Below are 26,247 nucleotides of genomic sequence, written 5' to 3'. Positions count from 1 at the left end.
CCACACACGGGAAGAGACTGCCGTTCGCCCTTGTATGCCGACACCTTCTGACCGCCCCACCGCCCTCTCGCTCCAGGGCCTCACCCGCCGCTATCCCGGCGTGGTGGCGCTCGACGGCGTGGACCTCGAGCTGCATGCCGGCGAGGTGCATGCGCTGGCCGGCGAGAACGGCGCCGGCAAGTCGAGCCTCATCAAGCTGCTGGGCGGGGCCGAACGGCCCGACGCCGGCAGCATGACGCTCTTCGGCACCGCCTATGCGCCGCACACGCCGCTCGACGCGATCCGCGCCGGCATCCGTGTGGTGCACCAGGAGCTGCACATGCTCGACGAGCTGTCGGTGGCGGAGAACCTGCTATTCGAGCAGCTGCCGCGCCGGCGCTTCGGACTGCTCGACCGCGCGGCCACCCTGCGCCGCGCCCGTGAGCTGCTGGCCCTGGTGGGCCTGGACGACCTGTCGCCGCAGACCCGCGTGGGCAGCCTCGGCATGGCGCAGCGGCAGCTGATCGAGATCGCCAAGGCGCTATCGAGCCGCAGCCGCATCGTGATCATGGACGAGCCCACCGCGACGCTCACGCCGCGCGAGACCGACCGGCTACTGCAGCTCATCCGCCAGCTGCGCGACGGCGGCGTCACGGTGGTGTTCGTGTCGCACCACCTGCAGGAGCTGTTCGAGATGTGCGACCGCGTGACCGTGCTGCGCAACGGCCGCAAGGTCGCCACGCAGGCCATGGCCGACACCTCACCCGACGAGCTGGTGCGCCTGATGGTCGGCCGCGCGCTCGAGGAGCGGCCGCCGCACAAGCCGGCGGCATTGCAGGCCGACCGTGCGCCTGCGCTGCAGGTGCAGGGGCTGCGCTACCGCGGCCAGCGCGCCGGGCGCCAGATCGACTTCACGCTGCGCTATGGCGAGATCGTCGGCCTGGCCGGCCTGGTGGGATCGGGCCGGACGGAAACCGTGCGCGCGATCTTCGGCGCCGATGCCCCGGCGGCCGGCACGGTGCTGCGCGATGGCCGGCCGGTGCGCATCCGCTCGCCGCGCGATGCGCTGGCCCAGGGCATCTGCCTCGTCACCGAGAACCGCAAGGACGAGGGGCTCATTCTCGACATGCCGATCCGCGCCAACATCAGCCTGGCCCACCTGGGCGCGGTGTCGCGCCGCGGCCTGCTGCGTGCGGGCGACGAAGAAGCCGCCGCCCGGCGTGCCTCCGCCGACCTGAAGATCCGGCTCGCCTCGGTGGGGCAGCCGGTGCGCGAGCTGTCGGGCGGCAACCAGCAGAAGGTGGTGCTGGGCAAGTGGCTGCTGCGCCAGCCGCAGGTGTTGCTGCTCGACGAGCCCACGCGCGGCGTGGACGTGGGCGCCAAGGCCGAGATCCATGCCCTGCTCGAGCGCATGGCGGCCGACGGCCTGGCCGTGCTGGTGGTGTCGTCCGACCTGCGCGAGCTGATGAGCGTGTGCGACCGCATCCTCGTGCTCAGCAAGGGCGCGCTGGCCGGAGAGCTGCCGCGCGAACGTTTCGATGAAGAGGCCATCCTGGCGATGGCCTACCAGGAATACATGCATCCCGGGAGTACCAACGATGCAGAAGCTGCTTGATCATCAGGGCTCCGTGATGCCAGCCCCCGCTTCACTCACGCCTGCCTGGCAGGCCCGCGCCCGCACGGTGCTGCGGGAGGCCGGCATCGGGGTGGCGCTGCTGGCGCTCATCGCGGTGTTCTCGATGCTGTCGCCCATCTTCCTCACGGCCAACAACATCACGAACATCTTCACGCAGATCAGCATCAACGTGATCCTCGCGGTGGGCATGACCTTCGTGATCCTCGTCGGCGGCATCGACCTGTCGGTGGGCTCGGTGATGGCCTTCTGCGCCGTGGTGGCAGGCACCGTGCTCAAGGTCGAGACGCTGCCGGTGGGCGCCGCCATCGCGCTGGCCCTGGCGGCCAGCATTGCGGTGGGCGCAGCCTGCGGGCTGGCCAACGGCTGGGTGTCGGCGTTCTGGGGCATCCCTTCGTTCATCGTCACGCTGGGCATGCTCAACATCGCGCGCGGCGCGGCGCTGCAGTGGACCGAGGCGCGCTCCATCTACGAATTCCCCGACGCTTTCAACAACTTCGGCAGCGCCACGCTGCTGGGCGTACCGGCGATCTTCCTGGTCGCGCTGTCGCTGGTGGCGATCGGCTGGTTCGTGCTCAACCGCACCGTGTTCGGCCGGCTGCTCTATGCGATCGGCAACAACGAAGAGGCGGTGCGGCTGGCCGGCCACAACGTGCGGCGCTACAAGATCGCCGCCTTCGTGATCGCCGGCGTGGCGGTGGGCGTGGGCGCGGTGATCTACATGATGCGGCTCACCATCGCCAGCCCGATCATCGGCATCGGCTTCGAGCTCAACGCCATTGCAGCGGTCATCATCGGCGGCACCAGCCTGTCGGGCGGACGCGGCTCCATCATCGGCACGCTGCTGGGCGCCTGCATCATCGGCGTGCTGGCCAACGGCCTGATCCTCATCGGCATGAGCGACTTCCTGCGCCAGATGGTCACCGGCTTCGTCATCATCCTGGCGGTGGTGCTCGACGTGTACCGCGCCCGGCTCACCCAGCGACGCACCGCATGATCACCATCAAGGACGTCGCCCAGCATGCGCAGGTGTCCGTCACCACGGTGTCGCATGTCATCAACGGCACGCGCTTCGTGAGCGAGGCCGCGCGCGAGCGGGTGCAGCAGGCCATCGCCGCGCTGAACTACGTGCCGAGCGCGCTGGCCCGCAGCCTGAAGAGCAGCCGCACGCACACGGTGGGGATGATGATCCCCAACAACTCGAACCCGTATTTCGCCGAGATCATCCGGGGCATCGAGGACACCTGCTTCGAAGCCGGCTTCAACGTCATCCTGTGCAACTCCGACGACGACCCGCACAAGCAGGCCCAGTACGTGCGCGTGCTGAGCGAAAAGCAGGTCGACGGCCTCATCGTGCTGTCCTCCGGCGGCGACCCGGAGCTGATCGCCACGCTGCGCTCGGCCGGCATGCCGCAGGTGGTGGTCGACCGCGAGATCGACGACCTGGCCGCCGACCTGGTGGAGGTGAACCATGAACTCGGCGGCTACCTCGCGACCCGCCACCTGCTCGAGCTCGGCCACCGGCGCATCGCCTGCATCGCAGGGCCGCAGCCGCTGTCGCCGGCCCGCCAGCGGGTGCAGGGCTATCACCGCGCGCTGACCGAAGCCGGCCTGCAGGTGGACGACAAGCTGCTGCGCAGTGCCGACTTCACCAGCGCCGGCGGCCATGAGGCGATGACCTCGCTGCTCAGGATGCGGCAGCGGCGGCCCAGCGCCGTGTTCGCGTCGAACGACCTCATGGCCATCGGCGCCGTGTGCGCGGCCGCCGAGGCCGGGCTGCGCATCCCGGAGGACCTGTCGGTGATCGGCTTCGACGACATCGCCCTGGCCGCCTACAGCAACCCGCCGCTCACCACCATCGTGCAGCCCAAGCACCAGACCGGCGCGCTGGCGGCCCGCCTGCTGCTCGAGCGCATCGCCCAGCGCGACAAGCCGCTGCGCCGCGAGATCCTGCAGCCGGCGCTGTGCCTGCGGCGGTCCACCGCCGCCCGCAAGGAGCCCGCATGATCGTCGTCGTGGGCAGCGCCAACATGGACATGGTGCTGCGCGTGCAGCAACTGCCCCGTCCCGGCGAAACGGTCTGCGGCCGCGGCTTCGAGACGCTGCCCGGCGGCAAGGGAGCGAACCAGGCGGTGGCTGCGGCGCGGCTCGGCGCCGAGGTGCATTTCGTGGGCTGCGTGGGCAGCGACGTCTTCGGCACGCAGATGCGGGCCACGCTGCAGGCCGAAGGCGTGACCGTGGACCACCTCGTCACGGTGAGCGGCCCGAGCGGTATCGCCATCGTGCTGGTCGACGACGCAAGCGGCCAGAACAGCATTGCCATCGAAGCCGGCGCCAACGCGGCGTTGACCACTTCGCATGTCGATGCCGCGGCCGACACGATCGCTGCGGCGTCGATGCTGGTGTGCCAGCTCGAAAGCCCGCTGGCCGCGGTGCAGCGGGCCATCGGCATCGCCCATGCGGCCGGCGTGCCGGTGCTGCTGAACCCGGCGCCGGTGCAGCCGCTTTCGCCCGAGCTGCTGCAGCAGGTGAGCCTGCTGGTGCCCAACGAAAGCGAGGCCGCGGCGCTCGCGGGCCAGGCGCCGGGCGAGCCGGTCGACGAGGTGCTCGTTGCCGAACGGCTGCGCCAGCTCGGCGCCGGCACGGTGATCGTCACATTGGGCGAACGCGGCGTGTACGTCTCGACGACCGGCGGCGCGATGCGCCACGAGGCGCAGCCGGTGGCCCGGGTGGTGGACACCACCGGCGCCGGCGACACCTTCATCGGCGCGCTGGCCGCGGCCCGCTGCCGCGACGGCCTGTCGCTGCACGACGCGGTGGCCTTCGCCCAGCGCGCCGCCGCCTTCAGCGTGTCACGCCGGGGCGCGATGTCCGCCATGCCGCACCGCGAGGAGCTCGTGGAATGAAGAAGGCCGCGCTGCTGCATGGCGAGCTGTCTCAGCTGGTGGCCATGCTGGGTCACGGCGACGCGCTCGTGATCGCCGATGCCGGCCTGCCGGTGCCGCCGGGCGTGCGCTGCATCGACCTTGCGGTGACCCGCGGCGTCCCCGCGTTTTCGGACGTGCTGGCCGCAGTGCTCTGCGAGATGCAGGTGGAACACGCGCTGTGTGCCGAGGAGCTGGCCGCGCGCAGCCCGGAGCTGGCGGCGCGCCTGCCGGCATGGCTGGGCGGCGTGCCGCTGCAGACGGTGAGCCACGAAAGCTTCAAGCGCCGCAGCAGGCGCGCCCGCGCCATCGTGCGCACCGGCGAGTTCACACCGTATGCGAACGTGATGCTGTTCGCGGGCGTGGTGTTCTGAAGAGGGGCTCCCTCTCCCGCCAGCGGGAGAGGGAGCACACCGCGCTCAGCCGCGCAGCGCGCCCGCCGCCTTGGCGAGCCGCGTGATGCGAGCCCAGTCGCCGGCCTGCACCGCGTCGTCGGGCGTGAGCCACGAGCCGCCGCAGACCTTCACGTTGGGCAGCGCCAGGAACTGCGGCGCCGTCTCGGCCGTGATGCCGCCGGTCGGGCAGAACACCACGTCGGGAAACGGCCCGGCCAGCGCCTTGAGCAGCGGCACGCCGCCCACGGCGGTGGCCGGAAAGAGCTTCAGGAAGTAGTAGCCATCGGCATTGGCCGTCATCACCTCGCTGCCGGTGGCGACACCGGGCAGCAGCGGCAGATCGATCTCGCGCGCGGCGCGACCCACTTCGGTGGTGTAGCCGGGGCTCACCGCGAAGCGGCAGCCGGCATCCTTGGCGGCCTGCGCGTCGGACACCGAGCGCACCGTGCCGGCGCCGACGATGGCATCGGGCACCGCCTTGGCGATGGCCTCCATCGCCTTCAGCGCCACCGGCGTGCGCAGCGTGACCTCGAGCACGCGCACGCCGCCGGCCACCAGGGCCTCTGCCATCGGCACGGCGTCTTCGAGGCGCTTGATCACGATCACCGGAATCACCGGGCCATGGCTTGCAAGTTCGAGCGTGTTCATCGGACGGGTTCTTTCGTTCTGGAAGGAGGTCACAGCCAGGTGCAGGCGCCTTGTTCGGCTGCGACGACGTTGCGGCGCAGCCCGGCGAACAGCTCGCGGCCCAGGCCGTGGGCATGGGTTTCGCGGTGAGCGTCGCCGGGCACGGCGGTTTCGCGCTGCTCCCATTCGTCGGCGGGCACCAGGGCCTGCAAGGTGCCGGTGATGGCGTCGAGCCGGATCAGGTCGCCGTCGCGCACCTTGGCCAGCGGGCCGCCGGCCTGCGCCTCGGGGCTCACATGGATGGCCGCCGGCACCTTGCCCGATGCACCGCTCATGCGGCCGTCGGTCACCAGTGCGACACGGAAGCCCTTGCCCTGCAGCACCGCCAGCGGCGGCGTGAGCTTGTGCAGCTCGGGCATGCCGTTGGCCTGCGGGCCCTGGAACCGCACCACCGCCACGAAGTCGCGCTCGAGCTCGCCGGCCTTGAAGGCGGCGAGCAGCTGCTCCTGCTCGTCGAACACGCGCGCGGGCGCTTCGATCACGTGGCGGTCTTCGGGCACCGCCGAGACCTTGATGACCGAGCGGCCCAGGTTGCCGGTGAGCAGCTTGAGGCCGCCGGTGGGACTGAACGGCGATGCGGCCTGGCGCACGATGGCCGCATCGCCCGGCTCGGTGGCCAGCGCCTGCCACTGCACCGCCTGCGCATCGCCCTGCACCGCCACCGGCAGCTGCGTGTAGTCGCGCAGGCCGTTCCTGGAGACGGTCATGACGTCGCCATGCAGCCAGCCGCCGTCGAGCAGCTCGCGCACCACGAAGCCCGGGCCGCCTGCGGCCTGGAACTGGTTCACGTCGGCCGAGCCGTTGGGGTACACCCGCGCCAGCAGCGGCACCGAGGCCGAAAGATCGGAGAAGTCGGTCCAGTCGATCAGGATGCCGGCCGAACGCGCCACCGCCACCCAGTGGATCAGGTGGTTGGTGGAGCCGCCGGTGGCCAGCAGCGCGACCATCGCATTGACGATGCAGCGCTCGTCCACCAGTTCGCCGATCGGCGTGTAGCGCTTCGCCTTGACGTTGGCCAGCACGGTGCGCACCGCCTCGCGCGTGAGCGCCTCGCGCAGGCCGCTGTGAGGGTGGATGAAGGCCGCGCCCGGCACGTGCAGGCCCATGGCCTCGAGCAGCATCTGGTTGCTGTTGGCGGTGCCGTAGAAGGTGCAGGTGCCGGGGCCGTGATAGGCCTTGCTCTCGGCTTCGAGCAGCGCTTCGCGGCCCACGAGGCCCTGCGCGTTGAGCTCGCGCACCTTGGCCTTCTCGCTGTTGGACAGGCCGGTGCTCATCGGCCCGCCGGGCACGAAGACACAAGGCAGGTGGCCGAAGTGCAGCGCGCCGATCAGCAGGCCGGGCACGATCTTGTCGCAGATGCCCAGCAACAGCGCGGCATCGAACACGTCGTGCGTGAGCGCGACCGCCGTGCCCATGGCGATGGTGTCGCGCGAGAACAGACTGAGCTCCATGCCGGGCAGGCCCTGCGTCACGCCGTCGCACATGGCCGGCACCCCGCCGGCCACCTGCACGGTGGCGCCATGCCTGCGCGCCTCGTCGCGAATGATCTCGGGGTAGCCCTCGTAGGGCTGGTGGGCCGAGAGCATGTCGTTGTAGGCGGTGACGACACCGATGTGCGGCGCGCGTTCGGCCACGACCTTGAACTTGTCGCCGGCAGGCATGCCGGCGAAGGCATGCGCCACGTTGGCGCAACCCATGCGGTCGCTGCCGCGGGCGCGTTGCCCGGCCGCCGCGGTGCGGCGCAGGTAGTCGGCGCGCAAGTCGCGGCTGCGCTCCTGGATGCGCTGCGTGACTTCGAGGATGGCTGGTTTCATCGGGAGATTCGCCGGGGGGAAATCGGCTTGTAACTGATGGGCTGATTATTAGGTAACTCGGTTACATCGTCAAATCGAACCGCACGTGGCGGATGTTTTTTCCAGGCCGGCAAATTCCGTGCGCTTGACACCTCGGGGCACGGCATCGCAACCTCGCCCCATGCTTGAAGACCTGACTGCCGGGACCGCGCCAGAAGCAGCGTTCCCGACGCCGCTGCGCGATCCGCAGCACCTGTTCGAACACACGCTGCGCGGTTGGGATCCGCAACAGGACCTCTGGGTGTTCGGTTATGCGTCGCTGATCTGGCGGCCCGAGTTCGAGGCGCACGAAGAGCGCCTGGCGCGCGTGCACGGCTACCACCGCTCGCTGCGCATGCGCTCGCGCATCAACCGAGGCACGCCCGAGGTGCCCGGCCTCGTGTTCACGCTGCTGGCCGGCGGCTCCTGCGTGGGCATGGTGTACCGGGTGCCGCGCGAGCGCGGCCATGAAGAGCTGCAGAGGCTGTGGCTGCGCGAGATGCCCACCGGCGTGTACGACCCGCGCTGGCTCGCCTGCCGCACCGCGCAGGGGCCGGTCAAGGCGCTGGCCTTCACCCTGAGCCGCAGCAGCCCGAGCTACACCGGACCCATCGACGATGACCAGATGGTGCGCATCCTGCGCGACGCGCGCGGGCGCTTCGGCACCACGCTGGACTACCTGCTGGCCACGGCCGACGGCCTGCGCAAGCTGGGCATCCGCGATGCCGAGATCGAGCGGCTGGCGGCGCTGGCGTGCCGCCACGGGCTCAGCTGACGCTCACTTGAACATCAGCGCGGTGTTGTGCAGCGCACCGCCGCCGCCCTGCACGAGGCGCAGCGCATGCAGGTCGTCCTCGGTGTCGACGTCGAGCAGCACGCCGGGGTCGTCGACCTCGACGCCGTGGGACGGATAGCGCCCCAGCAGGCGCCGGGCGCCTTCGTCACCGCTCAGGGTGGCGAGCTCCGAATACAGCTCGGCGGCGAATCCGACGGGGTGCCCGCGCCGGCCCTGGTGTTGCGCATAGGCCACCGGGTGGTTCACCAGCGCCCGGGCCACCGCCTGCAGCGAAGCCGGCTGCACCATCGGCATGTCGCCGGGCAGCACCAGCCAGCCGCAGGCATGCGGCCGCGCGGTCACGCCCGCGGCAATGGAATAGCCCATGCCCAGCGGCTCCATGCTGGCCGAGCCCACCATGGGCAACAGCACCACGTCCTTGGCGGCCACCACGTGACGCGCCTGCTCGGCAAGCGACTCGGTCGTGACCACGACCACCGGCAGGCTGGTCGCAACCGCATGCTGCAAGGTGGTGGCCAGCACGCTGAGCGACCCGAGCGGCTGCATCAGCTTGTGATGCTGCCCCTGGAATCTGGAACCGCTACCAGCGGCCAATACGACGATGACAGGTTCTGCCGTCTTCACGCGGCACCTCCACTGCAACTGCAATTGCTACTGCGACTGCCCCATGCACACATGACAAGTCTGCTCCCCGTTCCTATGGGACAGCTTTCGCGCACCGGGCGAAATGGGGACTTCACTTAAGGCGATATCCCTAAGGCACTCTCCCTAAGGCGATACCCCGTGAAGAAATCGCTTGATCAAAACGAAAGGCCTGCAACGCGGGCGCTGCAGGCCTTGGACACGCACCACGAGGGAGCGCGAGATTGCGCGCGATTACGCCAATTTGAACGGCAGTTCGCGCAGCGGCTTCTTGCTCAGTTGCGCCAGCGCATTGGCAAAGGCGGGCGCCAGCGGCGGCAGGCCTGGCTCGCCCATGCCGGTGGGTGCATCGGCACTCGGCACGATGTGCACGCTGATCTTCGGCATCTGGTTGATGCGAGCCACCGTGTAGTCACCGAAGTTGCTCTGCTGCACGACGCCTTCCTTCAGCGTGACGGCGGCGCCGGGCAAGGTGGTGCCCAGGCCCATGAGCGCCGCGCCCTGCACCTGTGCCTCCACCGCGAGCGGGTTGACGCAGAAGTTGCAATGCACGCCGGCCGTCACCTCGTGCAGCACCGGCTGCCCGTCCTTCAGCGAGGCCTGCACCACATAGGCCACCACCGAGCCGAACGACTCGTGTACCGCCACGCCCCAGGCACGCCCCTTGGGCAACTGCTTCTTGCCGTAACCGGACTTCTCCACCGCGAGATCGAGCGCGGCGACATGGCGCTTGTGCTTTTCGCCGAGCAGCGACTTGCGGTAGGCCACCGGGTCCTTGCCCACGCTGCGCGCGATCTCGTCGATCAGCGTTTCCATCACGTAGGCGGTATGGGTGTTGCCCACCGAACGCCACCACAGCACCGGCACGTTCACCTTCGTGTGGTGCACGTCGAGGGACAGCGGCAGGTCGTAGGGCGTATCGACCACGCCTTCGGTGGTGGTGCCGTCGATGCCGTTCTTCACGAGGAAGTCCTCGAACGGCGTGCCCATCAGGATGGACTGGCCGACGATGGTGTGCTTCCAGGCCAGCACCTTGCCCTGCGCGTCATAGCCGATCTCGGCACGGTGCACGTGCAGCGGGCGGTAGTAGCCGCCGCGGATGTCGTCCTCGCGGCTCCACATCACCTTCACCGGCTCGTTGCGGCCCTTGGCACGCCAGGCCTTCGCCACCTGCGCCGCTTCGGCCACGTATTCGGAGCCCGGCACCGCGCGGCGGCCGAAACCGCCGCCGGCCATCATGGTGTTGAGCTCCACCTGCTCGGGCTTGAGGCCCAGCACGCCGGCCACCGCCATCTGGTCCATGGTCTGGAACTGCGAGCCGACCCACACGCGGCAACGGTCGCCGCTGTACTGCACGGTGCAGTTCAGCGGCTCCATCGGCGCATGTGCGAGGAAGGGGAAGCTGTATTCGGCGGTGAGCTTGCGCGGTGCCGCGGCCAGCGCCGACTGGTCGGCCTCTCGGGCCTTCAGGCCCGGCTGCTTCGCCAGCTCCAGGTATTGGGCAAGCAGCTTGTCGCTGTCGGCCTTCTCGACGCCGTCGGTGTTCCAGCGCGGCTCGAGCAGGTCGCGCGCCTGCTTGGCCGGCCAGTAGCCGTCGGCCACCACCGCCACGCCGGTGGCGCCGCGATCGAGCGGGATCTCGAGCACCTCGACCACGCCCTTGACCGCCTTCGCCTTGGCCGCGTCGTAGCCGGCCAGCCGGGCGCCGAACACCGGCGGCCGAGCGATCAGCGCCACCTTGAGTCCGGGCAGCCTGGTGTCGATGCCGAAGTCCTGCCGGCCGCTGCTCTTGGCGGCCTGGTCGAGGCGCACCGTGCGCTTGCCCAGCAGGCGGAAGTCCTTCGGGTCCTTCAGCGCCACCTTCTGGGGCACCGGCTGCTTCATCGCGTCGGCCGCCAGCTCGCCGAGCGTGGCCTTCTGCCCGCCGGCGCTGGCCACGCCGTTGGCGATCTTGACCTGCTCGGGCGCGACGCCGAAACGCTGCGCCGCCGCGGCCACGAACATCGCGCGCGCCCGCGCGCCGAGTTCGCGATAGGGCTGCCACGAATGGTTGAGGGCGGTGGAGCCGCCGGTCATCTGGATGCCGAAGCCCGGATCCTTGTAGGCGTCGCCCGCGGGTGCCAGTTCGGCGCGCACCTTGCTCCAGTCTGCATCGAGCTCTTCGGCCACCAGCATGGGCAAACCGGTGTGCACGCCCTGGCCGAATTCGAGCCGGTTCACCTGCACCACCAGCGTGTTGTCGGGCTCCACCCGCACGAAGGCGCCGGGCTGCTCGAAGGGCTTCAGGCCACCGGCGGGCGCCGCAACCTGCTGCGCCAGCGTGTCGCTGCCGACGGCAAACATGCCGAGCGCAAAGCCGCCGGCCGTGCCGAACTTCAGGAAGCCGCGGCGGCTCATGCCGTCGGCCGGTTCGGCGGCGCCGGCCGCGCGCTGCTGCGCGCGGCCCACGCGTTCCATCAAGGCGAGGTAGTTCATCGTGTCTCCCTTCTTGCTCAGGCCAGCGAACGGGCAGCGTCGTGGATGGCCGCACGAATGCGGGCATAGGTGCCGCAGCGGCACACGTTGCCGGCCATCGCGCCGTCGATGTCGGCATCGGTCGGCTTCTTGTTGGTACGCAGCAGGGCCGTCGCGCTCATGATCTGGCCGCTCTGGCAATAGCCGCATTGCGCCACGTCGTGTTTCTGCCAGGCGGCCTGCACCGCCTTGCCCACGCGGTCGGTGCCCACGGCTTCGATGGTGGTGATCTTCTGCCCGGCCACTGCCGAGATCGGCGTCACGCACGAACGCGTGGCCTGACCGTTGAGGTGCACGGTGCAGGCGCCGCACAGGGCGGCGCCGCAGCCGAACTTGGTGCCGGTGAGGCCGAGGTGGTCGCGCAGCGCCCACAGCACCGGAGTGGATGGATCGGCATCCACGGTGACCGGCTTGCCGTTCACGGTGAGATTCGTCGTCATGGGGGAACCTCCTTGTGTGTATCGCTCGGGGGCGACTGATGGGAGGCGCCGGTATACGTCGAATTCGTTAAGAGTGCATGAGGACCCGCGATTGCCCGAGCGGGCATGCCGCCTGCCGGTGCCGGCTGTGCACAACTCCATCCAAGTGAGGTAGCCATGGTCAAGAGCAAGCAAGGTAACGGCGACGGCACGACAGCCGTGGCCTCGAAGCAGCGCGACATCCAGCGCGAGCAGGACCAGCGTGACAGCGGCAAGTCCAGGGCCGGCAACGGGCAGAAGCCGAAGCAGCCGGTGCAGGCCGGCGCGCGGGAACAGCCTGCCGACCTGCCGGCACAGCACATCGACAAGCCCGGCCATGAAAGCGAGCTGCAGCTGCCGCCGCGTTTCATGGCGCCCGGCTATGAAGGCAGCAACAAGCTGCGCGGCATGGTCGCGCTGGTGACCGGCGCCGATTCCGGCATCGGCCGGGCGGTCGCGGTGCTGTATGCCCGCGAAGGCGCCGACGTGGCCATCGCCTACCTGAGCGAACACGCCGACGCCGAGGAAACGTTGCGTTGCGTCGAGGCCGAAGGCGCCCGCGGCATCCTGCTGCCCGGCGACGTGAAGGACCCGGCCTTCTGCAAGAAGGCGGTCGACAAGACGCTCGAGGCCTTCGGCCGGCTCGATGTGCTGGTCAACAACGCCGCCTTCCAGGAACATGCCGAGTCGCTCGAGGACCTGAGCGACGAGCGCTTCGACGAAACCCTGCGCACCAACGTCTACGGCTACTTCCATATGGCCCGCGCGGCCCTGCCGCATCTGAAGCCGGGCAGCTCGATCATCAACACCGGCTCGGTGGTAGGCCTGCGCGGCAGCGCCCACCTGCTCGACTACGCCACCACCAAGGGCGCCATCCATGCGTTCACCAAGTCGCTGGCCAGCAACCTGGTCGACAAGGGCATCCGGGTCAACGCGGTGGCCCCCGGCCCGGTGTGGACACCGCTGAACCCGGCCGACTCGCCGCCCGAGAAGGTCAAGGAGTTCGGCAAGTCGACCGACATGAAGCGCGCAGCCCAGCCGGAGGAGCTGTCGCCGGCCTATGTGTTCCTGGCCGCGCCGGTGTGCTCGGGCTACATCACCGGCATCGTGCTGCCGGTGACGGGCAGCGTGGGCGCGATCTAGAGGCCCGGATTCCTATACTGCGGGGCATGACCAGACTCGCCGACCTGCGCAAGAGCTACGAGCTCGACGAACTCGATGAAGACCACGCGCATGCCGCGCCCTTCGAGCAGTTTCGAAACTGGCTGCAAGCCGCGATCGACGCCGGCGTGCCCGAACCCAATGCGATGACGCTGGCCACGGTGGGTGCCGATGGCCGGCCGTCCACCCGCATCGTGCTGATCAAGGGCTTCGACGAGCGCGGTTTCGTCTGGTACACCAACTACGACAGCCGCAAGGGTCGCGAGCTGGCCGCCCACCCGTTCGCCGCGCTGCAGTTCCACTGGGTCGACCTCGAACGGGTGGTGCGCATCGAGGGCAAGGTGGAGAAGGCCACCGCCGAGGAGTCGGATGCCTACTACGCCTCGCGCCCTCTCGACTCGCGGCTGGGAGCCTGGGCCTCGCCGCAGAGCCAGGTGATCGCCTCGCGCGCCGTGCTGGTGGCCAATGCCGCCAAGGCCAGCCTGCAGCACGGGCTCAACCCGCCGCGACCGCCCCACTGGGGCGGCTACCGCCTGGTGCCCGACCGCTTCGAGTTCTGGCAGGGCCGCCGCAGCCGGCTGCACGACCGGCTGAGCTACCGGCTGCAGCCCGACGGGCAGTGGCTGCGGGAGCGGCTGGCGCCCTGAGGCCGGCCGCGCCGCCTCAAGCCTGCGCGGCCGCCAGGGCGTCGAGCCCGCCCAGGAACTGGCCGAAGTCGATCGGTTTGGTCCAGTAGTCGTGGAAGCCCGCTTCGCGGGCCACGGCAATGTCCTCGGGCATCGCGTTGGCCGACAGCGCGATGAACCTGCTGGACTCGAGCCCGGCCTGGCCGCGCAGGCGGCGCAGCACCTCGAAGCCGTCGAAGTCCGGCAGCTGCATGTCCACCAGCACCACGGTCGGATGCAGGTCGAGCGCCTTGCGCACGCCGGCCTCGCCGGTGTCGGCCACATGCAGGGTCCAGCCCGGGCGCAGCGCCACCAGCTCCTGGACGAGCAGCACGTTCACGGCGTTGTCTTCGATGTAGAGCACGTCCAATGTCTTCCCCATGTTCGCGTGGGCCGCGCTGCCGTCGGCCGCGACGCCAAGTGTGGCGCCAGGCGCGGGTTGCCGATGCGGTTGGTCGTGGTGGGAGCCTTCGTCAGCCCCGGCTCCGGCAGTCGCCGCCGGCAACCACACCGTGAAGCATGAACCGACGCCGGGCTCGCTGTCCACCACGATGGCACCGCCCATGCGTTCGACCAGGTGGTGCACGATGGTGAGCCCGATGCCGGTGCCTTCGATGTCCTCCAGCTCGGCGCCCAGCCGGTTGAAGGGCTCGAACAGCTGGTTCATCTGGGCCGGCGTGAGGCCGCGGCCGGTGTCGCGCACCTCCACCGCCAGCCAGGCCGGGTCGCTGACCGGCAGCAGCCGCACCGCCACGCTGCCGCCGGGGCGGTTGTACTTGATGGCGTTGGTGAGCAGGTTGATGAACACCTGGCGCAGCCGCCGTGCATCGCCTTGCGCCACCGCCTCGCAGTCCAGCACCTCGAGGTCGACGCCGGCGCGCGCGGCGGCCGGCTGCGCCCATTGCAGCGCCTGGGCGAGCACCGGCGCCAGCCGCACCGGCTCGTTGTCCAGCGGCAGCGTGCCCGCTTCGATGCTGGCGAGGTCGAGCGTGTCGTTGATCAGCGCGAGCAGGTGCGCGCCGGCCGTCTCGACGATGGCAATGCGCTGCTGCTGAGTCTCGCGCAGCGGGTGCTCGGCATCAGTGGCGAGCAGGCGGGTGAAACCCAGCACCGCATTGAGCGGTGTGCGCAGCTCGTGGCTCACGCGCGCCAGGAATTCGCTTTTCGCGCGGCTGGCCTGTTCGGCGGCCGCCTTGTCGCGCAGCGCCTGCTCGGCCTGCTTGTAGTCGGTGATGTCCCAGTTCACGCCCAGCATGCCGGCGATGCGGCCCTGCAGGCCCGCCTGCGGCATGCCGCGCGCCGCCAGCCAGCGCACGCGCCCGTCGGGCCACACCACGCGGTACTCGTCTTCATAGGCCTCGCCGCTGCCGTGCAGCGCGGCTTCCAGCCGCTCGAGCGCGCGTTCGCGATCGGCGGGGTGCAGCGAGGCCGCATGCAGCTCGGCCGGCGGTTGCGGGCCGCCCGGTTCGAGGCCGCGCAGGCGGTACATCTGGTCGTCCCAGTAGATGCCGCCCGAGCCCGGGCGGTGCTCCCAGGTGCCCATGCCCACCGCCAACGTGGCCAGCCGCGCGCGCTGCTCGATGCTGCGCAGCTGCTCTTCTGCGGCGCGGCGTTCGGTGAGATCGAGGTTCACGCCCAGCAGAGCCACCGGCTTGCCGTTGGCGTCGCGCACGGCGACGCGGCGCGACAGCGCGGTGAGGTACACGCCGTCGGCACGGCGGTAGCGCGCCTCCACGTCCACCGCCTCCGGATATTCGAGCGCCCGCTGCGTCGCCTGCTTCACCGCCGGCTTGTCGTCGGGATGGACGAGGTTCGCCAGTTCCTCGGCACTCATGCCTTCTTCGCTGTAAGGCAGGCCGAGCAGGCGGTAGCCCCATTCGCTCAGGTGCACGACGTCGCTGTCGAGGTCGCGCCGCCACACGACGATGCCGCCCAGCCGCACCGCCAGGTCGAGCTGCAGGCTGGAGGCCTGGTGCAGCTGGGCCAGCTCGATGCTTTCGGTGTCGTCCAGCAGCACGCCGATGGCACGCTCCGGCTGGCCGTCGGCGCCGTTGATGACCTCCCACATCGAATGCAGCGACTTGAGACGGCCTTCGCGGGTATAGAGCCGGAAGTGCAGCTCGTACTGCCCCGGCTGCCGGATCGACTGGTGCCAGGTGTCCATCGCACGCTGCGCGTCGTCCGGGTGGAAGTGCAGCTGCGCCGCCTGTTCCATGGTCGGCGTGCCGGCGTCGGGGTCGAGGCCATAGAGGCCGTAGATGTAGCGGTCCCACTGGCCCTGGCCGGTGCGCACGTCGCGCTCCCAGATGCCCAGGCGGCCGAAACGCTGGGTGATGTCCAGCCGCTGGCGCAGCTGGCGCACCACCTCGTCGGTGGTGGCCGCCGCCGCGGCCGGTGTCGCGGCTTCCGCCGGTTCCAGCCAGGCCAGCCAGCCGGGCTCCAGCACGCCGGCGGTCCATCGCAGGCAGGTGCTGCCGGCCCCATCGGCCAGTGTTCCGGTGCTCGTTCCGCCATGGACCGATTGCAGGATCGCCTCGGCCCACTGCCGCCACAGCACGGCCGCGTGACCCAGCCGGTGCGCCGCCGGGTTCAGCTGCCAGCCCGGCCCTGCCTGCGCGGCGGCGGGCAGCAGGCGTATCGCCGGCACGGGAAGGGTCTGCCAGAGGTCGTGCATGGGGCCGCTCACACGCCGCACAGGGCGTCGAGCCCGGCCAGGAACTGCGGGAAGTCGATCGGCTTGGTCCAGTAGTCGTTGAAGCCGTCGCGCAGCGCGCGCTGCACGTCTTCGGGCATGGCGTTGGCCGACAGCGCGATGCAGATCAGGTCACGCGTCGAAGGTTCGGCGCGCAGCGCACGCAGCACCTCGAAGCCGTCGATGTCGGGCAGCTGCAGGTCGATGAGCACCGCATGCGGACGCAAGGCCCGGGCCTTGGCGATACCGGTGCTGCCGTCTTCGGCGCTGTGCAGCCGCACCCCCGGCCGCAAGGCCACCAGCTGCTCGACCAGCAGCACGTTCACCGGGTTGTCCTCGATGTACAGCAGGTCGATCGACTCGCCAGCAGCGGGCGCGTGCAGCTCCAGCACCATGGGCGCGGTGGGCTCCTCGACCACGTCGGCGTGGGCCCGCAGCAGCCACACGAGGAAGGTCGTGCCTTCGCCGGGCGTGCTGTCCACGTCGATGCGGCCGCCCATGCGCTCGACGAGGTGGCGCACGATGGTGAGGCCGATGCCGGTGCCCTCGATGCCCTCGCGCTCGGCACCCAGCCGGTTGAACGGCTCGAACAGGCGCTGCAGCTGCGCCCTTGTGAGCCCGCGGCCGGTGTCGCGCACCCGCAGGCCCAGCCAGCGGTCGCTCGGCTCCTCGATCACCCGCAGCTCGACCCGGCCGCCGGGCCGGTTGTACTTGACCGCGTTCGACAGCAGGTTGGCCAGCACCTGGCGCAGCCGGCGCGGATCGCCCATCACCGCACCACGCACCGGCACGGCATCCAGCGACACGCCGGCCCGCTCGGCCGCCGGCGCCAGCCACTGCAGTGTTTCTCCCACCACCGGCGCGAGCGGCACCAGCCCCTGCTGCAGCGGCAGGGTGCCGGCCTCGATGCTGGTGAGGTCGAGTACGTCGTCGATCAGCGCCAGCAGGTGCTTGCCGGCGTTGCGCACGCGCTCGGCGCGCTGGCGCTGGCCGGTGGTGAGCGGTTCGCCGGCGTCTTCGAGCATCAGCTGCGCGAAGCCGAGCACCGCATTGAGCGGCGTGCGCAGCTCGTGGCTCATGCGTGCCAGGAACTCGCTCTTGGCGCGGCTGGACTCCTCGGCCGCGGCCTTCTCGCGGCGCATGTCTTCATTGACCTTGTGGTCGGTCACGTCCCAGTTGAAGCCGGTCATGCGCTGCGCGCGGCCGCTGGCATCGCGCAGCACCGAGCCGCGGGCCGCCAGCCAGCGCACCGTGCCGTCGGGCCACACCACGCGGAATTCGAAGTAGTAGTCGCCCTCGCGCTGCACGATCTGCGCGGTGCGCTGCTCCACCAGCGCCACGTCGTCGGGATGGATGCACTGGTGCCGCAGCTCGTTGGGCGAACGCGGGTCGTCGGCAGCCAGCCCGCGCAGGCGGTACATCTGTGCGTCCCACCAGGAATCGCCGGTCTCGAGGTCGCGCTCCCAGTGGGCCAGCCCGACCGTCTGCGCCGCCAGCAGCGTGCGCTGCTCGGCCAGGCGCAGGCGCTGCTGGGTCCTGCGCTGCTCGGTCACGTCGATCAGCACGCCGAAGGCCACGTGACGCTCGCCATGCTGCGCACGCCGGGCACGTGCGACCACCCAGCGCACCTCTCCATCGGGCCGGCAGACGCGGAACTCGGCATCGTCGGCCACCGGGTCGCCGCTCACGAGCCCGGCAAGGCCCTGCGCCACCCGGTCGCGGTCTTCCGGATGCACCAGCTCCAGGCCGCGCTGGGCCTGCAGGGCCGGTGCGTCGTCGGGCAGACCGCAGATGCGGCGCATCTGGCGGTTCCATACGCTGGCGCCGGTGTCGAGGTCGACGCTCCACACGCCCACGCCGGTGGCGTCGGCGATCAGCTCGATGCCCTGGGTGGCCTCGAGGGCCCGCTCGCGAACGTGCACCTGCTCCGTCATGTCGAGCGACACGCCGATCAGCGCCACCGCCCGGCCGCCGTCGTCGCGCACTGCCACCCGGCGGGTGAGCAGCGTGCGATAGCTGCCGTCCGGACGGCGATAGCGGGCCTCCGCGTCGATGATGCCGATGCCCGCCACCGCTTCTTCGGTCGCGCGCACGATGGCCGCCTGGTCGTCCGGATGGATGCAGGCGCGCATCTCGTCGAGCGGCATGCCGTCAGGCATGGGGGTCCGCCCGATCAGCTGGTAGCCCCAGTCGTTGAGCTGGATGCGCCGGGTGGCAAGGTCGATGCGCCACAGCGAAATGCCCACCAGCCCCACCGCCAGCGCCAGCTGCGTGCTGGCGGCCTGGTGCCATTGCGCGAGCCGCACGCTTTCGGTGTCGTCGATCATCACGCCGACCATGCGCTCGGGCTGGCCCTCGGCGTCGCTCTTCACTTCCCACAGGCTGTGCAGCTGCGCGACGCCGCCCTTCGCGAGCATCAGCCGGTAGTGCGCGTCATGGCGGCCGGGCCGCACCATCGAGCTGACACAGTCTTCGCGTGCGCGATCGCGGTCGTCGGGGTGGAGGCGCTGCAGCGCCTCTTCGAGCTCCGGCGTGCCGAGTGCCGGGTCGAAACCGAACAGCTCGAACATGCGGTCGTCCCAATGGCCGCGGCCGCTTCGCAGGTCACGCGCCCACACGGCCAGGCGTCCGAACTCCTGGGCGATGTGCAGCTGCTCTTGCAGCAGCTCGACCTGCTCGCGCATCGCCTCGACATCGGGAGCCGCCGTTTCCTCGTGCGGCGACAGCCAGGCGAGCCAGCCGCCGTCGTGCGGCACCGCGTGCCAGCGCAGCCGCAGGTCCGGGTCGCCGGACTCGAAGACACCGCGCTGCGCCTGGCCGGCCACCGCCCGCGCCAGCGCGGCCCATTCGGCCTCATGCCAATGGCGTGCGGGCGCCCAGCGGCGGGCAGCGTCGTTGAGCTCCCATGTGCAGCCGGCGCCTGCTGCGTTCACCATCAACGCTGGAGCCGGCGCGCACTGGCATAGCGGAGGGAGTCGGCTCGACATGCGGCAAAGGCTTACTGCACGGGGTGGCGGCCAGTGTAACGACCGGCCCCGCGCAAAAGGTACCCCGCGCTAGCACTGACGGCCTGGCGCAACGCCGGCTTGCCTAGAAAGCCACACGCAAGCCTGCCATGAGCCGCCGGCCCGGCAGCGGCGCCAGCGGCCTCACCGTGCCGATGGTGCCGGCGTTGTAGGCCAGCGTGTTGCCGGCGTTGTCGAGCCGCGCGAACAGCAATGCATCGGTGGCCGCCAGCCGCAGGCGGTAGCTGGCCGACAGGTTGACCAGCGTGTAGCCGTCGGTGGGCACGTCGTCGGCCGGCACGCGCGTCTGGCGGGCCACCCGCTGCACCTCGGCCCGGGCGGACCAGCCGGCTTGCGTGTAGGTCGCGCCCAGCGTCAGGCGCGCGGGCGCGATGCGCGGCAGCGGCTCGCCGGTCTCCCGGTTCTCGGCGCGCACCAGGTCGAACCGGCCGTCCAGGTCGACCTGCCGGGCGCCATCGAGCACACGCCAGCGGCCTTCGGCCTCCAGGCCGTACAGGCGCGCAGGCACGCCGGCGAAGCCGTACACCGGGAAGGCCTCGCCTTCGTCGTTGACGAAATCGGGCTCGCCGGTACGCAGCAGCGCGATGTAGTTGGCAAAGCGGCTGGTCCAGGCGCCGACCTTGGCCTGGTGCGCGCCCTCCTTCCATTGCAGCGCGACGTCCACGTTGGTGCTGCGTTCCTTGTCCAGCGCGGTGTCGCCGCGCTCATAGGCCGCGGTCGCCACATGCACGCCGTTGGCGAACAGCTCGTAGTAGGTGGGCGCGAGCTCGGTGCGCGCCACGTTGCCCAGCAGCTGCCACTGCGGCGACAGCTTCCAGGCCGCGCCCAGCGCCAGGCTGCCCGCCGTGAAGCGGCGCGTCTGCGGAGCGCCGAAACGCGGCTCGGCCGCATCGGGCGCGTCACCGTCGGAGGCCACGCTCGTGTGCTCGACGCGTGCGCCGGCGGTCAGCGACAGCCGCTCGAACGACAGCTCCTCGAATGCGAACAGCGCCCCCTGCTCGGTGCGGGTGCCCGGCACGAAAGCCTCTTCGCCGAGCGCCGAGAAACGCATGCTTTCGCCCTGCGCGCCGAGCACGCCGCGCAGCGTGCCGCCGGCCATGGCCAGGGACACATGCTCGGCTTCGAGCCGGCCGTCGGTGCCCTTGTTCTTGAAGGTGGTGCCCACCTCGCCGGTGCCCTCGACTTCGGCATGCCGGTAGTCGGTGTGCTGCAGCTGCCCGCGCACCAGCTTGAACGGCCCGCCCAGGTCGCGCACCTCGCCCGCCAGCGCCAGCTTGTCGCGCTTCATGCGGATGGTGACGTCCTCTTCGGCCACGACCCCGTAGTCGTTGCGGTAGGTGTCCACCGATGCACCCAGGTAGCCGTGGTCCCACACCATGGAGCCGCCCACCGCCCCGCCCTTGGCGCGGCTGGCCGAGTTGACGATGCGGTTGCGGCGCTCGGTGCCGCCGCCGTCGACCGGCCGGTCGAACGAGGGCACGTGCAGGTCGTCGGTGTCGCGGCCGAAGGCATCGGCATGCCAGGCAAAGCCGCTGCCGCCGCCTTCGACCAAGGCGCTCGCGCCACGCTCGTTCGCGGCGCCGCCCAGCCGCAGTTCGGCCGCGCCGTTGACCATGTCTTCCTTGTCACGCGGGATGCGGTTGTCGATGGCATTGACCACGCCGCCCACGGCGCTGCCGCCATAGAGCAGCGCAGCCGGGCCGCGCAGCACCTCGACGCGCTCGACGACCAGCGGGTCGATCGGCACCGCATGGTCGAAGCTGAGGGCCGAGGCGTCGAGCGAGGCGCCGGCGTTGCTCAGCATGCGGACCCGGTCGCCGTCCTGCCCCCGGATGACCGGGCGGTTGGCGTTGGGGCCGAAGTAGCTGGACGACACGCCGGGCAGGCCGTTCAGCGTGTCGCCCAGGCTGCTGCCGCGCCGCAGGACCAGCGCGTCGCCGGCCAGCGTCGAAGAAGGCGTGGTCAGCGTCTCGCTGCGCAGCGGGTTGCCGGTCACGACGACCGGATCGAGCGCCGTCGGTGCCTGGGTCTGGGCAGACACGGCAAGGCTGGCAAGCGACAGGGAAACTGCCGCGGCAACGCGGCTGCGGCGCGGGGAGGAGGAAAAGCGTTTCATGAGTGCAGGCTGCGGCCGTCGGCCGCAGCGAAAAGTCGTCGATGCGAAATGGCCGGCACCGGTCAGCCAGGCGGCGACCGGTCGGCAACGTGCGTAAGGGGCGTAAGGGGCGTCAGGCCTGCGGAGGCCCGCGGGCGTGGAAGGCGAGGAGCGGTTGTGACGCTGCTTCGGGCTCGGCCTGCGCCGTGAGCACGGCGGCGCAGGCCGGTGGCACGAACGCCGGTGCATCGACCGGCAGGCCGCCCGCCTGCGCGATCTGGTCGAACAGCTGGCAGCTCAGACCTTGCTGGTCGCCTTGCGCATGCCCCAGCAGGTGGTCGGCCGAGGCTGAAGCGGCGGCCTCCTGCGACGACAGCTCCGGGTGCGAAGGCAGGTGCACCACCCCGTGCACAAGCGCCAGCGTTTGCGCCAGCACGAGCGCCAGCAGCGCCAGGGAGGAAACCCAGGCGCGGCGGTGCAAGGCGGTGCGGCGCGTCGACGTCATGCGGACAACAGTGGAGGCGAGGCGCGAGTGTAGAGCCTCAGGCCCGGCGACGCCGCGCCGCGAAGGTCTTGCGGAATTTCTCGAGCTTGGGGGCCACCACGAAGGCGCAGTAGCCCTGGTTGGGGTGGTTCTCGAAATACCGCTGGTGGTAGTCCTCGGCGCGCCAGTAGTTGGCGACCGGCGCCACCTCGGTGACCACCGGGCTGCGGTGGATGCGCGAACCTTCGAGCTCGGCGATCACCTCGCGCGCGACGCGTGCCTGGTCGTCGGTATGGGTGTAGATGCCGGAGCGGTACTGGGTGCCGACGTCGTTGCCCTGGCGGTTGAGGGTGGTCGGGTCGTGGATCACGAAAAAGATCTCGAGGATCTCGCGCAGGGAAATGCGCTCCGGATCGAACTCGACCTTCACCACCTCGGCATGGCCGGTGTCGCCGGTGCACACCTGTTCATAGGTCGGGTTGTGCACCGCGCCGTTGCTGTAGCCCGACTCGACGGACAGCACGCCCTCCACGTCGAGGAACACGGCTTCGAGGCACCAGAAGCAGCCGCCGCCCAGGGTGATGGTTTCAGACATGGCAGGTCTCCGGTCGAAAGCCCGACGATACCGCGGCCGTCAAGGTTCACCCTCCCAGTAGTCGAGCCCGGGGCCCAGGCGCTGGATGCTGTCGAAGCGGCCTTCGGCACCCGCGCCGCCGCTCCACGCCGAGTACTTGCCCGAGTCTGGGTACACGCAGATCTCCGGGGTTTCGCGCGTGCTGATCGACAGGTACTTCATCGGCGCTCCGGACGTGTTGATGATCTGGTGCGGGTACTGGGGGCCCGGCGGGATGAACACCACGTCGCCGGCGGCGATCGCAAGCATCTCGCCGGCCACGCGCAGCGTGCCCTGCCCTTCGAGCACCACGAACAATTCCTCCTGCGCGTGGTGGTAGTGGTAGGGGCAGCCGCGCTTGCCCGGCGGCAGGATGTCGATGCTGGCGCCCAGCTTGGTGGCCGCCGTGCCCACCGCCAGCCTCGCGCACAGCGTTTCATACAGCGGGTCGCGGCGCTCCAGCTGCTTGTCGACCCGGTCGAAATTGCGGATCAGCTGCATGCGCAGCGCTTCTGCCTGCGATGCGGCCATGTCAGCCTCCCAGGCCTTTCAGCTCGTAACCCGGCGCGCCCATCTGCCACAGGAAGAACGCGTACACGTCGGCCCGCTCGGCCAGGCGCTGCTGCTTGGTGTTGCCGATGCCGTGGCCGGCCTGGTAGTCCAGGCGCAGCAGCACCGGCTTGCCGCTGGTGCTGGCCGCCAGAAGCCGCGCCGCCGTCTTCGTGCTGTGCCACACCTCCACACGCGGGTCGTTCACGCCGTGGGTGAACATGACCGCCGGGTACTTCTCGCCGTCGCGGATCTGGTGGTAGGTGCTCATCTCGAGCAGCGCCTGGAAGCCTTGCTCGGTCTTGACCGTGCCGAACTCCGGAATGTTGGGCGGCCCGTTCGGGCCGATCTCGAAGCGCACCGCATCGAGCGCGCCGACCGCGGGCACCACGGCGGCAAACAGGTCGGGCCGCTCCGTCATGGCGCGCCCCACCAGGATGCCGCCGGCGCTGCCGCCGTAGATGCCCAGGCGCCGGCTCGAGGTGTAGCCCTGCCCGATGAGGTATTCGGCGCAGGCGATGAAGTCCTTCCAGGTGTTGGGCTTGGTGGCCTGCTTCCCGGCCTTGTGCCATTCCTGCCCGTAGACGCCGCTGCCGCGCGGGTTGGCAAAGGCGTACACGCCGCCGGCGCGCAACCAGGCGAGGACCGAGGTGCTGAAGAACGGCTCTTCGGTGATGCCGTAGGAAGCGTAGCCGTACAGGATGGTCGGGTTGCTGCCGTCGAGCCGCGTGCCTTTGCGATACACGACGGACATCGGCACCATCACGCCGTCGTGGCTCTTGACCAGCACCTCGGCGGCTTCCACGTCGGTGGGCGCGTCTTCGGGCCCCTGGGGCTGCAGGCCGGTGTTGGCAACCTTGCCGTCGGCGGTCACTTCGTACAGCTGTCGCGCCCGCGTCCAGCTCTGCAGGTCGATCAGCAGGCCGGGCAGCTGCCCGTTTGCGGCCGAGTAGTTGGATTCGTCGCCGTTCAGGCTGAACGAACCCTGCAGCGGCAGCACCACTTCCTGCACCGGGGCGCCCTCTGCATGGCCGCGCTTGAACAGGCGCTTGACATTGCCGTCGCGCGCTTCGATGTACAGCGCATCCGACGCTGCCGCGATGCCGGTGACGACGCGCTCGCCCGCCGGCAGCAGCAGCTTCCACGCGGCAGCGTCGCTTGTGCCGTCGAGCGGGCGCGCCTGCACCTTGAACCGGGGCGCCTCCAGGTGGGACATCGCGTACAGCGTCCCGCCGTGGTAGGCAATGCCGGTCACCGCATCGGCGGTCCTCACCACCTCGCGCCAGCGCGCCCGCCCGGCCAGCGCATCGGCCTGCGGCGCTGCGTACACCCGCAGTTCCCGCTGCACGCCGTTGAAGACGCGCCCGATGGCCCAGCGGCCATCTGCAGTGAGGTCCAGCGCCGGGCTTTCGTCGTCGGCCAGCTTCGCACCCTGGGCCCGGAACCCGAACACCGGCTGGGGCCGCAGCGCGCCGCCGCGCGCCACGTCGATCACGTAGGTTTCGGCACGCTTGTACTTGTTGACCTCCGGCTCGCCCTTGCGCAGCGCCTTCAAGCGGGTGAAGGTGAGCAGCCGGCCGTCGGCCGACCATTCCGGCCAGCCGAAGTCGGCACGGGTGACAGGCCGGCCCACGGTTCTCTTCGTCTTCACGTCGAGCACGACCAGTGACGCCGCTTCCGAGCCTCCCGACGAAATGCCGTAGGCCACGTAGCGGCCGTCGCGCGAGGGCATGAAGTAGTTGATCGCATGCGGCTTGCCGGTGCGCCCGGACAGCGCCTCGGGGTCGACCAGCAGCGTTTCGGCGCCATCGACGCCTTCTCGCATGTAGAGCTTGAACTGGTTGTCGTCAGCGCCCCGGCGTTCGTAGAACATCCGGCCTCCCGTCGTACGCACCGGGTAGACGACGCGCGCCGGACTCGCGTTCTCCAGCTTTTCGAGCGTGGCCAGCATGGCGTCGCGCCCGGCGATGTGGGCCAGGGTCGAGTGGGCCGTGTCGCTCTGCGCCTTCATCCAGGCCGCCACTTCCGGCGACTTGGCGTTCTCGAAGTAGCGGTACGGATCGGCGACGGACGTGCCGAAGAACTTGTCGACCACCGGCCGCGGCGGCGCCACGGCAGGAGCTTCGGCGGCCTGTGCCGCGATCAGCGGCAGCCAGCCAGTGCAGACGGCGACGATCAGCCGCCGGGCAGAAAACATCCAGATCATTGGGGTTCCCTGATTGGAATGAGGAGTGCGAATGATGCCCTTCCGGCACAATCGGCGCGCTTTTCAGACCCATACCAAACTAGGGAGAGCGAATGCTAGGCCTTGAATCGTGGAAGCCCATCCTCACGGCGCTGGTGCTTCCGCCGGTGCCGCTGCTGCTCCTCATGCTGGTGGGTGTGAGGCTGGTCCTTCCACGACGGGGCCTGGGCTACTTCCTGGTCTTCCTGAGTGCTGCATTGCTGTGGCTGAGTGCCTGCCAGGGCTCCGGGCGCTGGCTGCAGAACTTCGTACTCAAGCCGCCGGCGGCGCTCTACAGCGACGACCTGACCCGCCTGAAGGCCGAGGGCAGGAACCGGGCGCCCACGACGGCCATCATCGTTCTCGGCGGCGGGCTGATCCCCCGGGCGCCCGAGTACGGCGTTTCGGACCTCAGTTCCGTGTCGCTCGTGCGGCTGCGCTACGGCCTGTGGCTGGGGCGCGAGACCGGGCTGCCGGTCGGCTTCAGCGGCGGCCTGGGATGGGCCCACATCGAAACGTCCGGCCGTTCGGAAGCCGAAGCGGCCGGACGCATCGCCCAGCAGGAGTACAACCGCCCGCTGCGCTGGATGGAACCGGACTCCCGCGACACCCGCGAAAACGCAATCCGCACAGTGGCCCTGCTGCGCGGCAGCGGCGTCAAGGAGATCGTGCTGGTGACCCACGCGTACCACATGCCGCGCGCGCGCAAGGTGTTCGAGGAGGCCGCGGCCGGGGCCTTCCGCATCACGCCGGCGCCGATGGGCTCTTTCGTGCCCACCAGCCGCCCGGTGCTGGACTGGCTGCCTTCGAGCCGGGGATATGAGCAGGTGTCGCTGGTCCTGCACGAACTGCTCGGGCTGCTCGTGCGCGCCTGAGGC

At 70.2% G+C, this 26,247-nt stretch carries 21 protein-coding genes; 9 read left to right on the top strand and 12 right to left on the bottom strand.

Annotation, left to right across the window (positions count from 1 at the left end):
- The first annotated feature begins 34 nt into the window (after positions 1 to 34).
- Genes E8D38_RS19355 through rbsD form a run of 5 tightly spaced genes read left to right on the top strand, consistent with a single transcriptional unit; the run spans position 35 to position 4,910 of the window.
- Complete coding sequence (locus E8D38_RS19355; protein ID WP_140634553.1) at positions 35 to 1,594, top strand: sugar ABC transporter ATP-binding protein; 1,560 nt, start codon at positions 35 to 37, stop codon at positions 1,592 to 1,594.
- Positions 1,578 to 2,609 (top strand): ABC transporter permease, encoded by a 1,032-nt coding sequence (locus E8D38_RS19350; RefSeq protein WP_140634551.1) that lies wholly within the window; start codon positions 1,578 to 1,580, stop codon positions 2,607 to 2,609. Before E8D38_RS19355 ends, E8D38_RS19350 begins: the two co-directional genes overlap by 17 nt.
- Positions 2,606 to 3,619 carry a LacI family DNA-binding transcriptional regulator gene (locus E8D38_RS19345; protein WP_140634549.1) on the top strand — a complete coding sequence of 338 codons (1,014 nt, stop codon included), beginning with the start codon at positions 2,606 to 2,608 and terminating at the stop codon, positions 3,617 to 3,619. Before E8D38_RS19350 ends, E8D38_RS19345 begins: the two co-directional genes overlap by 4 nt.
- Complete coding sequence (gene rbsK, locus E8D38_RS19340; RefSeq protein ID WP_140634547.1) at positions 3,616 to 4,518, top strand: ribokinase; 903 nt, start codon at positions 3,616 to 3,618, stop codon at positions 4,516 to 4,518. Before E8D38_RS19345 ends, rbsK begins: the two co-directional genes overlap by 4 nt.
- Positions 4,515 to 4,910, top strand: coding sequence for a D-ribose pyranase (gene rbsD / locus E8D38_RS19335; protein WP_140634545.1), 396 nt, complete (start codon positions 4,515 to 4,517; stop codon positions 4,908 to 4,910). Before rbsK ends, rbsD begins: the two co-directional genes overlap by 4 nt.
- Before the next feature lie 45 nt (positions 4,911 to 4,955).
- Here the strand turns inward: rbsD and eda are convergent, their stop codons facing one another.
- Positions 4,956 to 5,579 (bottom strand): bifunctional 4-hydroxy-2-oxoglutarate aldolase/2-dehydro-3-deoxy-phosphogluconate aldolase, encoded by a 624-nt coding sequence (gene eda / locus E8D38_RS19330; RefSeq protein WP_140634543.1) that lies wholly within the window; start codon positions 5,577 to 5,579, stop codon positions 4,956 to 4,958.
- A gap of 29 nt (positions 5,580 to 5,608) precedes the next feature.
- On the bottom strand, positions 5,609 to 7,432 hold the full coding sequence (gene edd, locus E8D38_RS19325) for a phosphogluconate dehydratase (RefSeq protein WP_140634541.1): 1,824 nt from the start codon (positions 7,430 to 7,432) through the stop codon (positions 5,609 to 5,611).
- Positions 7,433 to 7,592: 160 nt separating this feature from the next.
- On the opposite strand from edd, the gene E8D38_RS19320 reads away from it, so the two are divergent.
- Positions 7,593 to 8,225: a gamma-glutamylcyclotransferase gene (locus E8D38_RS19320; protein ID WP_140634539.1), complete on the top strand. Its 633-nt coding sequence runs from the start codon at positions 7,593 to 7,595 to the stop codon at positions 8,223 to 8,225.
- A 3-nt stretch (positions 8,226 to 8,228) separates the two neighbouring features.
- Here E8D38_RS19320 and E8D38_RS19315 read toward each other — a convergent pair whose 3' ends face one another.
- The 3 genes from E8D38_RS19315 to E8D38_RS19305 all read right to left on the bottom strand — a co-directional run bounded on the left by E8D38_RS19315 (position 8,229) and on the right by E8D38_RS19305 (position 11,842).
- The gene (locus E8D38_RS19315) at positions 8,229 to 8,870 is read right to left on the bottom strand and encodes a nucleotidyltransferase family protein (RefSeq protein WP_140634537.1); all 642 of its coding nucleotides are present in this window, start codon (positions 8,868 to 8,870) and stop codon (positions 8,229 to 8,231) included.
- A 252-nt stretch (positions 8,871 to 9,122) separates the two neighbouring features.
- The gene (locus E8D38_RS19310; RefSeq protein ID WP_425462795.1) at positions 9,123 to 11,363 is read right to left on the bottom strand and encodes a xanthine dehydrogenase family protein molybdopterin-binding subunit; all 2,241 of its coding nucleotides are present in this window, start codon (positions 11,361 to 11,363) and stop codon (positions 9,123 to 9,125) included.
- A gap of 17 nt (positions 11,364 to 11,380) precedes the next feature.
- On the bottom strand, positions 11,381 to 11,842 hold the full coding sequence (locus E8D38_RS19305; protein WP_140634535.1) for a (2Fe-2S)-binding protein: 462 nt from the start codon (positions 11,840 to 11,842) through the stop codon (positions 11,381 to 11,383).
- Between the two features lie 156 nt (positions 11,843 to 11,998).
- Between E8D38_RS19305 and E8D38_RS19300 the strand changes: the two genes are divergently transcribed.
- On the top strand, positions 11,999 to 13,003 hold the full coding sequence (locus E8D38_RS19300) for an SDR family oxidoreductase (RefSeq protein WP_140634533.1): 1,005 nt from the start codon (positions 11,999 to 12,001) through the stop codon (positions 13,001 to 13,003).
- A gap of 26 nt (positions 13,004 to 13,029) precedes the next feature.
- Positions 13,030 to 13,668: a pyridoxamine 5'-phosphate oxidase gene (gene pdxH, locus E8D38_RS19295; RefSeq protein WP_140634531.1), complete on the top strand. Its 639-nt coding sequence runs from the start codon at positions 13,030 to 13,032 to the stop codon at positions 13,666 to 13,668.
- A gap of 16 nt (positions 13,669 to 13,684) precedes the next feature.
- On the opposite strand, the gene E8D38_RS19290 is transcribed toward pdxH, so the two are convergent.
- The 7 genes from E8D38_RS19290 to E8D38_RS19260 all read right to left on the bottom strand — a co-directional run bounded on the left by E8D38_RS19290 (position 13,685) and on the right by E8D38_RS19260 (position 25,351).
- Positions 13,685 to 16,360, bottom strand: coding sequence for a PAS domain-containing hybrid sensor histidine kinase/response regulator (locus E8D38_RS19290; RefSeq protein ID WP_140634529.1), 2,676 nt, complete (start codon positions 16,358 to 16,360; stop codon positions 13,685 to 13,687).
- Between the two features lie 8 nt (positions 16,361 to 16,368).
- Entirely contained in the window at positions 16,369 to 19,314 is a 2,946-nt protein-coding gene (locus tag E8D38_RS19285) for a PAS domain-containing protein (protein WP_181179259.1), read from the bottom strand.
- Between the two features lie 154 nt (positions 19,315 to 19,468).
- Positions 19,469 to 21,445 (bottom strand): TonB-dependent receptor, encoded by a 1,977-nt coding sequence (locus E8D38_RS29370; protein WP_281286138.1) that lies wholly within the window; start codon positions 21,443 to 21,445, stop codon positions 19,469 to 19,471.
- A gap of 187 nt (positions 21,446 to 21,632) precedes the next feature.
- The gene (locus E8D38_RS19275) at positions 21,633 to 22,004 is read right to left on the bottom strand and encodes a hypothetical protein (RefSeq protein WP_140634523.1); all 372 of its coding nucleotides are present in this window, start codon (positions 22,002 to 22,004) and stop codon (positions 21,633 to 21,635) included.
- A gap of 37 nt (positions 22,005 to 22,041) precedes the next feature.
- Positions 22,042 to 22,578: a peptide-methionine (S)-S-oxide reductase MsrA gene (gene msrA / locus E8D38_RS19270; RefSeq protein ID WP_140634521.1), complete on the bottom strand. Its 537-nt coding sequence runs from the start codon at positions 22,576 to 22,578 to the stop codon at positions 22,042 to 22,044.
- 39 nt (positions 22,579 to 22,617) lie between these two features.
- Complete coding sequence (locus tag E8D38_RS19265) at positions 22,618 to 23,127, bottom strand: cupin domain-containing protein (RefSeq protein WP_140634519.1); 510 nt, start codon at positions 23,125 to 23,127, stop codon at positions 22,618 to 22,620.
- 1 nt (position 23,128) lies between these two features.
- A complete protein-coding gene (locus E8D38_RS19260; RefSeq protein WP_140634517.1) occupies positions 23,129 to 25,351 on the bottom strand; it encodes a prolyl oligopeptidase family serine peptidase in 2,223 nt (740 codons plus the stop codon).
- A 92-nt stretch (positions 25,352 to 25,443) separates the two neighbouring features.
- Between E8D38_RS19260 and E8D38_RS19255 the strand changes: the two genes are divergently transcribed.
- Positions 25,444 to 26,244, top strand: coding sequence for a YdcF family protein (locus tag E8D38_RS19255; RefSeq protein WP_140634515.1), 801 nt, complete (start codon positions 25,444 to 25,446; stop codon positions 26,242 to 26,244).
- Positions 26,245 to 26,247 lie beyond the last annotated feature (3 nt).

The organism is Methylibium rhizosphaerae, from assembly GCF_006386545.1.
Lineage (GTDB): Bacteria > Pseudomonadota > Gammaproteobacteria > Burkholderiales > Burkholderiaceae_C > Pseudorivibacter > Pseudorivibacter rhizosphaerae.
This window is presented reverse-complemented; position numbering and strand designations above follow the sequence as displayed.